Genomic DNA, 14445 nt, shown 5'->3' with positions numbered 1-14445 from the left:
GGAAAAGTAGAGGCCCCTGTCCGCCGGGGAAAACCAGGCCCTGCCCATCCGGCCCCGGCCCCGCGTCTGGGCGCCGGCCCAGATGACCAGGCCCTCGGCCGCGCCCTCTCTGGCGCGCTGCAAGAGAAGGTCGTTGGTGGATTCGACTGTGCCGTGTTTTTCGATCCGCCAAAACGGGTGCCCGCTCAGACCCTCCCCCGGCGCGGCCATCTATGCGGTGAGTTCCGTGAGGCGGGAGAGGTTTTCACGCAGCTTCTGCTCGCGGTTGCGGGCCTCGGCGAGGCGGGCGCGATCCTTTTCGACGACATCCGCCGGGGCGCGCTCGAGAAACGAAGGGTTGTCGAGCTTCTTTTCGGTACCTTTGATGTCCTTGATGAGCTCCCCCAACTGCTTCTCCAGCCGCTGGATCTCCTCCCGGGGATTGATCAGGCCCTCGATGGGGATGAATATTTGGAAACCCCCCGCCACGGCCGCCGCCGCCGCCTTCGGCCGGCTGACATCGGCACCCACCTTCCAGCCCGGCTGAATCTTGGCGATCCGCTGTATCCACTCGGCCTCATCGCGGAGGAGCCGCTCTTCCTCCGCGTCCTCGATGTGAACCAAAACGGGCACTTTCTTGCCGGGGGAGATGTTCAGCTCGCCCCGGATGTTGCGGATGCTCCCGACCACCTCCATCAGCTTGCCGAGGTGCGCCTCGGCCTCCGGGTCGTTCCATGCGGGGTCCGCTTCAGGCCAGGCGGAAACCATGATGCTCTCGCCGGATCTGCCCGGAAGTTTTTGCCAGATCTCCTCGGAGATGAACGGGGTGATGGGATGGAGCAGCCGCAGCGTCCGCTCGAGGACGAAGGCGAGCACCGACCGCTGGGCGTCGCCCTCGGCGCCGCCGGTGAGGGCGGGCTTGATGAGTTCGATATACCAGTCGCAGAGCTCGTGCCAGGTGAAATGGTAAAGGGCCAGCGCCGCGTCGTTGAAGCGGTACTCCTCGAGCGCGCCGGTGGTCTTTTCGGTGACATCGTTCAAGCGGCTGAGAATCCATCTGTCCCCGAGGGAGAGCGCTTCGCGGGACGGCAGCTCGGGCCGGGCGTCCCCGAGGTTCATGAGGGTGAAGCGGGCGGCGTTCCAGAGCTTGTTGCAGAAATTCCGGAAGCCGGCGATGCGCTCCTCCGAGAGGCGGATGTCGCGTCCCTGCGCCGCCATGGCCGCCAGCGTCAGCCGCAGGGAATCGGCCCCGTACTTGTCGATCACCTCCAGCGGATCGATGATGTTCCCCCGCGTCTTGCTCATTTTCTGGCCCTCCTCGTCGCGCACGAGGGCGTGGATGTAGACATCCCGGAAGGGGACATCGTCCATGAACTTGAGGCCGGTCATGATCATCCGCGCCACCCAGAAGAAGATGATGTCGAAACCGGTCACCAGTACCGAGGTGGGATAGAAGTAGGCGAGGTCCGCGTTCTTCTCCGGCCAGCCGAAGGTGGAGAAGGGCCACAGGCCCGAGCTGAACCAGGTGTCGAGCACGTCGGTTTCGGGCCGCAGAGCCGGGTCGTTCGGGTCCTCCCGGGAGACCACCACCTCGCCCGTCGCATCGTTGTGCCACGCGGGAATCCGGTGGCCCCACCAGATCTGCCGGCTGATGCACCAGTCGCGGATGTTCCGCATCCACTCGAAGTAGGTGGCTTCCCACTGCTTGGGGATGATGCGGATGCGGCCGTCCTCGACAGCGCGGATGGCTTCCTCGGCCAGGGGCTTCACCCGGACGAACCACTGCTTCGACAGGTAGGGCTCGATGATGGTGCCGCACCGGTAGCAGCCGCCGACGGCGTGGCGATGCGGCCGCTCGCCCCGGAGGAGCCCCTGTTCGTCGAGATCGGCGAGCACTTTTTTCCGCGCCTCGAAGCGATCGAGCCCTTCGTAGGGCCCGCCGTTTTCGTTGATCTTGGCGTCGGGGGTGAGAATGTTGATCTGGGGAAGATTGTTCCGCAGGCCCGATTCAAAGTCGTTTGGATCGTGGGCGGGCGTGACCTTCACGGCGCCCGAACCGAATTCCGGGTCCACGAAGCTGTCCGCGATGACGGGGATCTTCCGGTCCACCAGGGGAAGGCGCAGATGTTTTCCCACCAGCGCGCGGTAGCGCGCATCCTCGGGGTGAACGGCCACCGCCGTGTCGCCCAGCATGGTTTCGGGCCGGGTGGTGGAGACGACGATTCCCTCGCCGCCCTCCCAGAGCGGGTAGTGAAAGTCCCACATGTGGCCGTCGCGCTCCTCGTACTCCACCTCCAGATCAGAGACGGCCGTTCCGCAGCGCGGACACCAGTTGACGAGATAATCGCCCTGATAGATGAGTCCTTCTTCATAGAGCCGGACGAAGGCCTCGCGCACCGCCCGCGAGAGCCCCTCGTCCATCGTGAAGCGCTCGCGCGGCCAGTCGCACGAGGCGCCCAGGCGCTGAAGCTGGTGGATGATGGCGCCGCCGCTCTCTTCCTTCCATTCCCAGACGCGGCGGATGAACTCCTCCCGCCCCAGCGCCTCGCGCGAGAGTCCCTTTGCGGCCAGTTGGCGCTCCACCACGTTCTGGGTGGCGATGCCGGCGTGGTCCGTTCCCGGCATCCAGCACACGCTGTAGCCCTGCATCCGTTTCCATCTGGAGAGGATGTCCTGAAGGGTGTTGTTCAGGGCATGGCCCATGTGGAGGACGCCGGTGACGTTCGGGGGCGGGATGACGATGGAGTAGGAGGGGCGCTCCGGATCGGGCGCCCCGTGAAAATAATCCTTTTCCATCCAATAGGCGTACCAACGGTTTTCGGCCGACTTGGGATCGTACCGGGGCTCGAGCAAAATTTACTCTCCGCGCTTGATTTTTTCGATTTCCCGCAGAACCACCTTCTCAACGAGGCCGGGCAGCATTTCTTCCACGATGGATTCAACATGCCGAAGCATGGGGGGGATGATTCCTTCGAGGGTGCGCTCGACGGATTTTTCCAGGGCCGACCGGATGATGTTGTCTTCGGCAGGAGCGGCTTCTTTCCCGCCCTCGAGTTCGGACGCCTCGGCGAGCTGCTTGGCCAGCTCGAGATCGACTTCACCTTCGAAGTCATCTATTTCGAGTTCGAGCCCGGTGTCGTCCATCTCGAGGCCGGGGGCGTCCGTCGCCGCCATCTCCTCCAGATCGAGCGTATCTTCCATCTCGAACTCTGTTTCTCCGGAGGCTTCGGCGGGTGCGGGTCCCGCCTCCAGGGCCAACTCTTCCGTGCCGGACAGTTCCAGGTCGAAGGCCTCTTCATCGTCCGCATCCGCATCAAGGATGTCGGGCCTGGGAGCCGCCTTCGGCTCGTTCAAGGAGTCGAGTTCGCCGTGAATCGCGTCGAGTTCTCCCTGAATCGCGTTGAGTTCCGCCTCGGCCGCGGCAATTTCCGCTTCCGCGAGAAGATCCGCATCGTCGCCTTGGGCGCTTTTTGTCCCCTCTTTGACCTCCGACATAAGGGCACTGGAAAGCTCCTCCTCAAGGATGGCCAGCTCGGCTTCGGCCGCGGCAAGTTCGGCGTCCGCTCCCGTGTGGTGTGCCTCGGCTTTGGCAGTGGAGGTCTCCAGGGGCGCTCCCCCCGACATCAGTTCGCTGGCCAGCTCCGCTTCGAGGGCGGCCAGTGCGCTCTCCGCCGCCTCGAGGCTTTGATCGTCGATGTTTCCTTGAGACTCATCGGGGGAAGAATCCGCTGACGTCTCCTCCGCCTCGGGGATCCCGAAGATTTCCTCCATTTCGTCTGCGTCCGCAAACTGGGGGATGGGGATTTCGGCGGCGCCGGGCTTCGGAAGATCGGACAATTCCTCCAGATCGAGCGACTCTTCGAGATCGAGCGATTCATCTCCCGGTGAAAAGATCGAATCGAGTGCGCTGGCTTTCGCGGGAGCGGCCGCAGCCTCCCCGGGGAAGTCGAGCAGCGTTTCCTCATCGTCGGCGAACAGGGCGGCAAACTCTTCGCTCTCACCCGGGGCGGCGACGGGCTGCTCGGCGGCCGCAGCCGGATCGGCAACGGCGCCCGGTGGAGAGGCGAGAATGCGGTTCACCTCAGCCAGAAGTTTTTCCGGCTCGAAGGGCTTGATGATTGTGCTTGCCGCTCCGGCCCTCAGCGCCTGCTCGGCGGAGGGGCCTCCCTGGGCGTTGATGAACATCAGGACGGGGATGGAGGCGAGATCGGCCTCCGCCCGAAGCTGTTCGCAAAAATCGATTCCGTTCCCGCTTCTCAGCTGGGCGCTGACGAGTACGACGTTGGGCTTGATCTGGCGGGCAAGCGCAAGGGCATCCGCCGGGTTCGTGGCGATATTGACGGAGGCGTTCTGATCTTCAAAGGTGAGTTCCACCACTCTTTGAATGAGGACGCTGTCGTCCACCAGCAGGATGTTGCTTGCCATGAAATTCACTCTCCGCCCGGGCGTTTGTCGGGTGAGGTGGCCGGGTGATTTCGCTGAGAGGGCGTCCGCCCCGCCGGGCGGGTACCCGGCTCCCTTGCCGGGTCCGATCTCCTGGGGAGATCCACCAAAAACCATGCCATTACAGAACCTTATCGGTCAACCTTTCGCTTTTTGCGAAGCTGGTAGCGGACGACGGACTGCTGGTGCTCTTTGTAGGTGCGGGAAAATTTGTGGCCTCCCTCGTTGGTGGCCACAAAGTACAAATAGTCGACTTTGGCCGGGAATAAAACGGCCCGGATGGATTCGAGCCCGGGGCTGGCGATGGGGCCGGGGGGGAGCCCCCGCCGGCGGTAGGTATTGTAGGGGGAATCGTAGGAGAGGTCCTTCCGGCGGAGGTTTCCGTCGAAATTCGGGAGGGCGTAGATGACGGTCGGGTCGCTCTGCAGGGGCATGTTGCGTTTCAGCCGGTTCAGGAAAACCGCTGCGATCAGGGGCCTTTCGGATGGCACGGAGGTCTCTTTCTCGATGATGGAGGCGAGGGTGAGGACCTGGTGGAGGGTGAAGCCCATCTGGGCCGCCCGCGCCCGCATGGCGGGCCGGATTTTCTCGCGCAGGGTGCCTGTCATTATCCGGAGGATGTGCCGGGGGGAGGTGCCAAGGGGAAAGCGGTAGGTGGCCGGAAACAGGTAGCCCTCCATGGATTTTTTGGGGATCTTCAGGGTCGAGAGAAACTCCGCGTCCCGCGCCAGGAGGAGGATGGCCCCCCGCTCTCCCAGCTGGGCCTTTTCGATGGCGGCGGCGATGTCGGGGAGCGTGAAGCCCTCGGGGATCGTGAATGTCCGGTACGCCACCCGGCCCTCGATCAGGCTTCTGTAGATCGCCCATGGCCGCATCGAGGGGCGGAACTCGTAGAAGCCCTGGTGGATTCGCGTGGCGCCGCCCCGGAGGCGGGCCTGAAGCGCGAAGAGCCAGGCGCTGCGGATGAGATTTTTTTGGGAGAGGTCGCGCGCCACCTGGTTGATGCCGGCGCCCAGCGGTACGCGGACGAGAACGATCTGGGTGTCTTTGTGGCTGAAGGGGGTGGCGAAATCCCTTTGAAGGAATGCGTATCCCCCGCCGATGGCGGCGGCCGCAAGGATGAAGATCATGCCGAGAAGCTTCCATCGCTTTGATGCCCGGGGCAGCCACTCGGAGATCATGACAGTCTCGCAGACCGGTGCTGGCGCCAATCCATGTATCCTTGAAGGATCAGTTGGGCCGCGATGATGTCGCGTTTTTCTTTCTGCTTTTTCGGAGAGAAGCCCATCTCCCGCATGGCGCGATCCGCCTCCTCGGTGCTCAGGCGCTCATCCCAGGTGTCCACCTTCACCTCGAGGCGCTTGCGGAGGCGGCGAATGAAATTCCGGGTACGCCGGGTTTGCGGAGAGTCCCTGCCCGAAAGCGATATGGGAACGCCGACGACGACGCGGGTGACCTCGTGCGCCCGGACAATGCGGTCTATCTCGTCCGCCACCTGGGCGTCGCTCTCGCGTTCGATCAGTTCGAAGGGCTGGGCCATCATCCCGAGCGGATCACTCAACGCGGTGCCGACCCGGCTTTCCCCAAAATCGACGCCGAGGGTTCGTCCGTCCGTCATCTATCCGGTGTGCCCGGTATTTGGCGCGGATCGGCCAGCTGGATCCGGAACCGCTGAAGGGTGGAGTGGGTCACGCGATCCAGATTGGCCAGGCTTTTCTGGTAGTCGACGTGGGCCTGCACCTCGTTGGTGAGCGCGTTGGCCAGGGATTCCTGATCCTCGAGCACATCCCGGCTCGTGGAGAGGCCGACCTGGAATTTTTTCTCCTGGGCGTCGAGGCGCTCTTCGGCCAGCTTGCGGGCGATTCGCGTGACCTCGACCCGCTTCATGTCCGTGCGTACCCGGCGGGCCGCCCGCCGCACCTCCTCCATGACGCTCTGCTCGAGCTGGCTGAATTGGACGCGCGCCTGGCGCGTTCTCAGCTTCGCCTTTTCGAGATCGGCTTGGGCCTGGCGGTTGCCGATCGGGATGCGGAGGCACACGCCGCCCTCGACGATGTAGCCCTCGGCGCCGGAGAGGCGGTTCAGGGAGTTCGTCCGGTTGTTGTCGATGGCGTCGCTGGCGAAAGATCCGTTTGCATCCAGCGTGGGGAGAAGATTCCGCTTGGTGCGCTTGATATCGATTTCCCCCTTGTTCACTTCGAGCCGGGCGCTTTTGAGGTCCGTCCGCATCTGGAGGGCCTTCATGGTCAGGCTCATCTCGTTCAGACGGACCATCCGGAACACCGGCTTGTCCCCCGGAACGAGCTGGATGGACCAGGAGGGAATGTCGCTGGTGATATTGAGAAGTTTTTTGAGCGCATCCTCACGATCCTTGACTTCGCGCTCGGCGACGATCAGGGTCTCCTCCCGCAAAGCCACCGTGGCTTCGGCCTCGAGGATTTCGATGGGGGCAAGGGAGCCGACCTGGACGCGTATCTTGTTGCGCCGCAGAAGATCCTTCGCCAGCTCCAGCGATTTTTTTCGGAAGCTGAGGTTGGCGATGGCGAAGGTGAGGTCCCAGTAGGCCTGTTCGACGCTGTTGACGACATCGATCACTTTTCCCCGGTAGGCGTGGATAGATTGATCGAGGTTGGCGGTGGCGATCCGGATGTTGGCCTTGTTGGCGTCGAGGCCGAAATTCTTGAGCAGGGGCTGGGTGATGGTGAATGTCAGCCGGGTGCCGATGCTGGGGTCGAAGCCGCGGAAACGGTTGTTGGACGTTTCGCGCAGATCCCGGAAGAGCAGGGAGTACTGTGCGCCCGTAATGATCCGCTGTTCAAGTCCACCGCTGAATTCACGTTGCTTCGAGATGGTGGGCCCCGAGTTGAAAAAGCCGCTGACCGTATCGGTTTTCGTGCTGTTGGACCTCGCGTTTCCGACCAGGGCGGGGTCGAATACGGATTTTTCCCGCTTCAGCTCCGCCTCGCGGATGCGCGGGTTGTGCGCCTCGATGGTGATGTCGAAGTTCCGCGCGAGGGCAAGGCTGACGGCCTCCTGGATGGTTATGCGGATTTCCGGCCCGCGGATGGCGCGGGGCGTCACCGGGCTCGACGGCCGCTTGAAGATCAGCTTCCCCTCGGAGGGGGCGGCCGGCTTGCTTTCCGCTCCCCAGGCCCCACCTCCGAAACCGGCGGCGAGAAACGCCAGCGACAACCCTGCGGCAATACATGAAGCGTGACGATTTGGCACAGCGTGGTTTCCTTTTCGGGTGAGAAAGACCGTGAAGGCTCTGGCCTGCCGAAGAGCGCCTCAAAGAGGAAAACCTCTCCGGCACATAGTAATCAAAAGGAATTGTCCTGCGCAACGAATGAAGGGCACACCGCCCGGCATTGCGGGGAAAGCGCCCCCTCTGCTAGATATACCCCTCGGCGAAAGGAAAGCATGTCCCCCTTTCGCCGGGAAACGTCGTCTTTTCATGGAAAGAGAGCCCCTGCGTGGACATCTACCGCGACGTTGAATCCATCCCCCCCGATGCCGGCCTCGCCGCCCTGACCATCGGCAATTTCGACGGGGTTCACCTGGCCCACCGGGAAATCTGCCGGCTCATCAACCGGGAGGCCCAGGCGCGGGGCGGGCGAAGCGCCGTCCTCACCTTTGATCCCCATCCCTTGTCGGTGATCGCGCCCGAGCGCATGCCGTCCCTCATGACCACGCTCGAGGAGAAGCTCGCCCGCCTCGCGGATCAAGGGCTGGGCGCCGTGGTCGTCCAGCCGTTCACCCCGGCCCTGGCCAAGACCGAGGCCACCGAATTCATCCGGCGCATCATCCGCGAGGGGGTGCGTCCGGCCCTCGTGGCGGTCGGGTTCAACTTCCGCTTCGGCAAGGGGCGCGCGGGCGATGTCGCGCTTCTTGCGGCGGAGGGGGCGAAAAACGGGTTTGCGGTGAAAGTGATCGAGCCTTTTCTCTTCGAGGAAAGACGGGTGAGCAGCACCGAGATTCGCGCCCTGATCGCGGGGGGAGATGTCGAGGAAGCCGGCCTGCGGCTGGGTCAGTATCATCTTGTGGAGGGCCCCGTGATTCATGGCGAGGGCAGGGGGCGGACGATCGGCATCCCGACGGCGAACGTGGACTATCCCGCCCTTCTCCTTCCCGCGAACGGCGTCTACGCTTGTTGGGTGCAGGTGGAAGGGCGGAGCGGCCCCCGCCTTCCCGCCGTTGCGAACGTGGGCGAGCGGCCGACCTTTCAGGGGCGCCGGGTGACGGTGGAGGCGCACCTTCTCGAGGGCGGGGCCGACCTCTACGGCCGCACCATCCGGGTGGAGTTCGTGGCGCGCATCCGGGCGGAGAGAAAATTCGACGGGCCCGACGCTCTCGTTGCCCAGATTCGCACCGACATCGCGGCGGCCCGGGAGAAGCTCGCCCAGGCGCGTCCTCTTCCTTCCTCGCTTCCCTTAAATTCCTGAAGCCGCCTTGTAGAAGAAAATCCCCGCGAAGAGGATGAGAGCGCCGCCGCAGATGCGCTCCACCCAGCGCCATCCGCCCCCGCGGAAGAGACGCCCGCCCCGGTGCGCCGCCCATGAGAGAAACGTTCCCCACGCCAGATCGCAGGCGAGGTGCAGCGCAATGGTGAGGGCGATCACGAGGCCGGAGCCGAGCGCCCTGGCCTGAATCAGGATGGAAACCCCCACCGTGAGCCACCAGAGGAACCAGTAGGGGTTGAGGGCGGTCATCGCGATGCCCGCCGCGACTGAGTTCTCCCGCGAGGGAGGAGTGGGCGCGTCGGCGCCTTCTCCTCCCGGTTGCCGGAGGAGGCCCGCCCCCATCCACAGGAGCACGGCGCCGCCCAGCGCCGAGAGCACCCGGATGATCCCCTCGCTTTGCAGAAGGGGTGTGAAGCCCGCGAGGAGGATGAACATCAGGGGGACTTCCGCGATCGCATGGCCCAGGTTGATCCAGAAGCCCGCCAGCGGGTTGTGCCGCCCCCGTGTGAGAGCGATCGCCGAGAGCGGCCCCGGCGCCATCACGCCCGAGAGGGAGATGAAGACGACCAGCCCGTAAAAAGCAAAAAGAGACATCCCGCTACTTTCGGGCGCGCCGGACGAGGCGGCGGAGCCTGCGGGGCTCCACCCGGATCTTGAACGCCTTCTCCACGCCGATGAACCCGACCGGGATCTCCTCGCCGTAGGCCGCGGCCAGCGCCGGGTCCGAGTCCACGTCAATTTCCTCGATCGGGAGCTCCGCCCCGAACATCTCGCGCACCTGGGCCTTCGCCACCTCGCAGAGGTGGCAATCGGGCCGCGAGTAGAGCGTGAGCCGCGGCCCCCTTGGCGGTGCTCCGGCCATCTTCTTCCTCCCCCGTCTTCCGGTAGCGGGTCCGTTTGCTTGTTTTTCTTGTCATTCCGAGCGCCGGAGTCGGGCCCCCCGGTGGGGCGCCTCCCGGTGGGGGGCCTCCCGCGAATCGGAGATTCGCCGGGGTGCCCGGCGCGAGGAATCTGCTTTTCCACAGCAGATTCCTCCGTCGCTGCGGCCCCCACGCCGCGCTCCTTCGGAATGACACCACGGGTTCGTTGTGCAAACTGACCTACGACCCGTTTTCCTCCCCAAAAGAGCAGAATCGGTCAGTTCCCCCCGGTTGACAACCTTTTTCGCGGCATTTATACCGAATCCCGCGTTCCGAGCCGGAGTGGCGGAACTGGTAGACGCGCTAGATTCAGGTTCTAGTGGCCTTCGGGTCGTGGAGGTTCAAGTCCTCTCTCCGGCACCAGAAATTCCCGGGGGGCTGGGGAGTGATCCCCGGCCTCCTTTGAATTTTGGCTTTGAATTCCGGCCGCCTGCGGGAGCGGATTTCGCGGCTCCCGGCGTTTCCCTGGAGATTCCATGCAAATTTTCCAAGACAAGCTTCCCAACGGTATCCGTGTCGTCACGGCCGAGCGCGATGAATCCGAGGCCGTCGCCTTTCACATCTATTTCGGCTGCGGCGGAAGACACGAGCACGACAAGGTGGTGGGCGTCTCCCATGCCCTCGAGCACATGATCTTCAAGGGCACCCCGACGCGGACGACACTCGACATCGCCCGCCAGATGGAGGGTAACGGCGCCGTCATCAACGCGAACACCAGCAGCGAGCGCACCTGCTACCACTTCACGGCGCCGGCCGAGGTGTTCGGGCCCGTTCTCGAGGTCTACGCCGACGCGGTGAACAACGCGCTGCTCGACAAGAAGGAGTGGGACCGCGAGCGCCAGGTCATCCTCGAGGAACTCAAGATGTACGAGGACATGCCCCGCGTCTGGGTGTCGGACCTCCTCGAGACGACGATGTTCAACCTCCAGATGGGGGTCATCGGCAGCCGAGAGACGATCCAAGCCATCGAGCCCGGGCACATGCGCGAGCTGATCGAAAAATGGTACGCCCCCGGCAACACGGTCATCTCGGTGGCGGGCGGCGTCACCCACGCCCAGGTGATGGAACTCTCCCAGAAATTCTTCGGCGGGCGGAAGGGGACCACCGACAAGGCACAGGCGCCGGCCCTTCCCTCCGGGAGCAAGAAACCCTTCATCGAGCTCACCCGCCAGACCGATCAGGTGAACCTCTCCATCGGTTTCCGCGCCTTCGGGCTCGATGATCCGGACGGCCCGGCCCTGCGGATTCTCTGCGACATCCTCGGCGGGAAGATGAGCAGCCGCCTTTTCACCGAGGTGCGCGAGAAGCGCGGCCTCGCCTACAGCGTCGGGGCCGCGGGCCACCGCTACACCGACGCGGGGGCGGTGGAGCTCAAGGCGGGCGTGGCGCCCGAGAAGGCGCGCGAGGCCACCGAGGTGATCCTCGCCGAGTCCGCGAAGATGAAGGAAGAAGCCGTGGGGGAGGTGGAACTCGATGAGGCCAAGCGCCACCTGCGGGGGAACCTGAAGGTGCGGGAGAGCTCGGAGTATTTCGCCGGGCGGAACGGATCGAACCTTCTCCTGCGCGGGGAGCTCTACCCGGCCGAGCAGGAGGTCGCCGACCTCGACGCCGTGACGGCGGAGGACGTAAGGCGCGTGGCGGGGCGCGTCTTCCAGAAAGAGATCATGACCACCGCCGTCATCGCCGAAAAATCCCTCGAGGGCGAGCTCGCGCCCGTGCTCATGATCTGAAATTTCACGCAAACGCAAAAAAGCCCGGGACCTCGCGGCCCCGGGCTTTTTGTTTGTCTGCGCCATCCAGGCGCGCTCTTCGGGCCGCTCCTCCATCCCAACCTTCCCCCAAAGAGGGAAGGAGAAAAGCACCCCCTCCCTTCATTTGGGGTCCCCGCCGAACGAAGTTCAAGCGGGGCGGGCATTTGGGGTCCCCGCCGAACGAAGTTCGAGCGGGGCTGGCATTTGGGGTCCCCGCCGAACGAAGTTCGAGCGGGGTGAGGGAAGGGGGACGGGGGGAGGGAAATCCCATCATTCCAATCCTCGCACCTCCTCGTATCTTCTGCGCCGGCCTTTCCCCCCGCGTGTGCGAGAGTGGGCCTGCCCCGCTCCAAAGGGGGGGGCGGAGGTCCGCCGCCGAAAGAGGGGGCCGGAAGTGTGCCGCCGGGCGGGGCCGGGCTTCGGAAAGGGGGCCGGCAGATATTGGGGAGTGGGTCGGTTTGCACAATGGACCCGCGGTGTCATTCCGAAGGAGCGCAGGGTGGGGGCCGTAGCGACTGAGGAATCTGCTGTGGAAAAACAGATTCCTCGCGCCTCCAGCGCTCGGAATGACAAGAAAAGTAAGCGGACTCACCCATTGCCGAATACTGCGGGATTTTTGAGAGCGGGAGGTGATTTCGGGATGCTGCGGGATACTGCGGGATTTTTGAGAGCGGGAGGCGATTTCGGGATGCTGCGGGATACTGTGGGATTTTTGAGAGCAGGAGGCGCGTGCCCCGCCCGTGCTGAACATCTGATCATTCCGCGCAAACGCAAAAAAAGCCCGGGACCTCGCGGCCCCGGGCTTTTTGTTTCTGAGCCCCGCTCAGTCCCTCGATGTGCCGAGGAGCCGGGGGAGGTAGATGAACATCAGGATGAAGTCGAGATAGAGCTCAAGCGCCGCCATGATGGAAGCTCTGCGGCCGATCTCGTTGTCCGTGTCCTGGGAGTAGGCGTACTCCTTCATCTTCTGGGTGTCCCAGGCGGTGAGGCCGCCGAAGATGAGGACGCCGAGGACCGAGATGGCGAAGTGCATCGCCGGGCTCTGCAGGAAGATGTTGACCACGGTGGCGATGATGATGCCGAAGAGGCCGATCATGCAGAAGGTGCCCACCCCCGAGAGGTCGCGCTTGGTGACGAAGGCGAAGAGGGTGAGCGCCCCGAAGGCCCCCGCCGTGACGAAGAAGGCCTGGGCAACCGAAGGCCCAGTATACTGGAGCAATAGAGCGGAGACCGTCACGCCGAGGCTCGCGCTGTAGGCGAGGAACATGGCCGCCCCGACGGCGGATCCCTTGCGCTTCATGACGGGGCGGATCGAGAACACCAGCCCGAGCTGAACGATGATGACGAGGATGAGGCCCATCGAACTTCCGAAGATGAGGCGGATGGCGGCCTCGTTGCTCGCGATGTAGAAGGCGGTGAGGCCGGTGACGGCGAGGCCCGCGGTCATCCATCCGTAGACGCGCTGCATGAAGGCGGCGGCGTCGGCCGCAATGACGCGCTGGCCGGTGGTGCGGGCAAATTCGTTGGATCGCATGGTCGAAAATCCTCCTGGTTCAACGGAAAGGTTTTTCCGCGTTTACGGCGCGCGCCCGCCGAAGCGGCGGGAGGCGGCAACGCCGTATATTTCAGGACCATTTTACCTGATTTTCGGGGGATTGCGAATGCCCGTTTCGGGCGGGGGCATTTTGGGGCCATTCTGTAATTTTCTGGAAATGTGCTAGATTTCCTCTTATCAAATGAACACTTGGAGGATTCCCGCGAGGTAGCGCTTTAAAAAGGGATTTTCCCATAAAGGGATGTTTCCCGCCCGCCGGCGTGGCGGAAAGAGGGGGAACGGTTCTTCCGTTGAGGAGGGGTTTCCAGATGAGAAAGTTTTGGCTGTTCGTGCTGTCTGCGATTGTGGCGGCCGGTCTGCTGGGGCTTCCCGGCGGCGCCGAGGCCGCCAAGCTTCGGATCGGCATCCACCGCGCGGTCATGGGCTCCTTTGAGGTCGTCGCTGACCGCAAGGGGTACTGGAAGCAAGTGGGTCTTGACTACACGGTCCAGTACTTCAAGCAGGGCAAGCTGATGCGAAACGCCATCATCCAGGGCAACCTGGACACCGGAACGACGGGATTCTCCCCCTTCGTAACGGCCATATCGAAGGGCGCCAGGGTAACGGGCATTGGGGTGACGACGGAGATCTGCGCCACGTCGGGGCGTATCATGGTTCCCGTAAAATCGGACATCAAGACCATCAAGGACCTCAAGGGCAAGAGGTTTGCGACCCTCGAGGGGACCAGCACGGACATCGGCTTCCGGTCGAAGCTCCTGCCCCTCCACGGCTTGAAGCCGAGTGACCTGAAGTGGCTCAACACCGTCACTACGGACCGGGTGGCGGCCGTCGTGTCGGGGAACGCCGATGCGGCCCTCATTGGCGATCCGCAGGCCGAAATCGCCATCCAGAAGGGCTTCGTCCGGGAGATCGCGAACATCTGCGACGTCGACCGGACGCGGATGATGCACATCGCGAACCCCAAAACCTTGAAGGCCAATCCCGAGATGATCGAGAAGTACTTCAAGGGCTGGCTCATGGCGCACAAGCTGCTCAAGGAAAACCCCGAGGAGTACGCAAGGGTGTACCATAAGGCGTTGATCGAGGTGGGCGACAAGGCGGACTACAAGATCATCCTGGCGGTCATCAAGCGCCTGCCTTCCACGCCTTTCTACTCGGATCTGACGAGGAAGGATCTCCAGGACATCGCGAAAATGCAGCTGAAACTCAGGTACATCAAGAGCTACCCCGCTTTTGACAAGGGCTTCAGCCAGGACGATTCCATCCTCCGCAAGGTGGGCAAGGAGATGGGATTCATGGTGCCAAGCAACTAAGGTCAGATTGCGCAGCAAAAAAAA

12 protein-coding genes and 1 tRNA gene are annotated in these 14445 nt (G+C 63.6%); 4 read left to right on the top strand and 9 right to left on the bottom strand.

The genetic code is table 11. The features are described 5' to 3' along the window. The 6 genes from O2807_03910 to O2807_03885 form a co-directional block, all read right to left on the bottom strand. On the bottom strand, positions 1 to 210 hold a 210-nt coding region (locus O2807_03910; protein MDA0999650.1), incomplete at its 3' end, for a hypothetical protein. Beyond that, entirely contained in the window at positions 211 to 2832 is a 2622-nt protein-coding gene (locus O2807_03905; GenBank protein ID MDA0999649.1) for a valine--tRNA ligase, read from the bottom strand. It abuts the gene before it with no gap. Between the two features lie 3 nt (positions 2833 to 2835). Continuing rightward, entirely contained in the window at positions 2836 to 4404 is a 1569-nt protein-coding gene (locus tag O2807_03900; protein ID MDA0999648.1) for a response regulator, read from the bottom strand. A gap of 149 nt (positions 4405 to 4553) precedes the next feature. Further along, positions 4554 to 5633, bottom strand: a complete 1080-nt coding sequence (mltG, locus tag O2807_03895) for an endolytic transglycosylase MltG (GenBank protein ID MDA0999647.1) — start codon at positions 5631 to 5633, stop codon at positions 4554 to 4556. Next, on the bottom strand, positions 5600 to 6040 hold the full coding sequence (ruvX, locus tag O2807_03890; GenBank protein MDA0999646.1) for a Holliday junction resolvase RuvX: 441 nt from the start codon (positions 6038 to 6040) through the stop codon (positions 5600 to 5602). Before ruvX ends, mltG begins: the two co-directional genes overlap by 34 nt. Continuing rightward, the gene (locus O2807_03885; protein MDA0999645.1) at positions 6037 to 7650 is read right to left on the bottom strand and encodes a TolC family protein; all 1614 of its coding nucleotides are present in this window, start codon (positions 7648 to 7650) and stop codon (positions 6037 to 6039) included. Before O2807_03885 ends, ruvX begins: the two co-directional genes overlap by 4 nt. Before the next feature lie 245 nt (positions 7651 to 7895). Here O2807_03885 and O2807_03880 point away from each other — a divergent pair, with 245 nt between their 5' ends. Further along, positions 7896 to 8864 (top strand): bifunctional riboflavin kinase/FAD synthetase, encoded by a 969-nt coding sequence (locus O2807_03880; GenBank protein MDA0999644.1) that lies wholly within the window; start codon positions 7896 to 7898, stop codon positions 8862 to 8864. Here the strand turns inward: O2807_03880 and O2807_03875 are convergent. Both O2807_03875 and O2807_03870 read right to left on the bottom strand, forming a co-directional pair. Then, on the bottom strand, positions 8853 to 9476 hold the full coding sequence (locus O2807_03875) for a LysE family transporter (GenBank protein ID MDA0999643.1): 624 nt from the start codon (positions 9474 to 9476) through the stop codon (positions 8853 to 8855). The genes O2807_03880 and O2807_03875 overlap by 12 nt on opposite strands. Before the next feature lie 4 nt (positions 9477 to 9480). Beyond that, complete coding sequence (locus O2807_03870; protein ID MDA0999642.1) at positions 9481 to 9744, bottom strand: glutaredoxin family protein; 264 nt, start codon at positions 9742 to 9744, stop codon at positions 9481 to 9483. A 334-nt stretch (positions 9745 to 10078) separates the two neighbouring features. On the opposite strand from O2807_03870, the gene O2807_03865 reads away from it, so the two are divergent. Together O2807_03865 and O2807_03860 are read left to right on the top strand one after the other, a co-directional pair. After that, a tRNA-Leu gene (locus O2807_03865) sits at positions 10079 to 10165 on the top strand. 113 nt (positions 10166 to 10278) lie between these two features. Beyond that, positions 10279 to 11532 carry a pitrilysin family protein gene (locus O2807_03860; protein MDA0999641.1) on the top strand — a complete coding sequence of 418 codons (1254 nt, stop codon included), beginning with the start codon at positions 10279 to 10281 and terminating at the stop codon, positions 11530 to 11532. Between the two features lie 844 nt (positions 11533 to 12376). Here the strand turns inward: O2807_03860 and O2807_03855 are convergent. Next, a complete protein-coding gene (locus tag O2807_03855; GenBank protein MDA0999640.1) occupies positions 12377 to 13087 on the bottom strand; it encodes a Bax inhibitor-1/YccA family protein in 711 nt (236 codons plus the stop codon). Positions 13088 to 13416: 329 nt separating this feature from the next. On the opposite strand from O2807_03855, the gene O2807_03850 reads away from it, so the two are divergent. Beyond that, positions 13417 to 14421 (top strand): ABC transporter substrate-binding protein, encoded by a 1005-nt coding sequence (locus O2807_03850; protein MDA0999639.1) that lies wholly within the window; start codon positions 13417 to 13419, stop codon positions 14419 to 14421. The last annotated feature ends 24 nt before the right edge of the window (positions 14422 to 14445 follow it).

This window comes from bacterium (assembly GCA_027622355.1).
GTDB lineage: Bacteria > UBA8248 > UBA8248 > UBA8248 > UBA8248 > JAQBZT01.
This window is presented reverse-complemented; position numbering and strand designations above follow the sequence as displayed.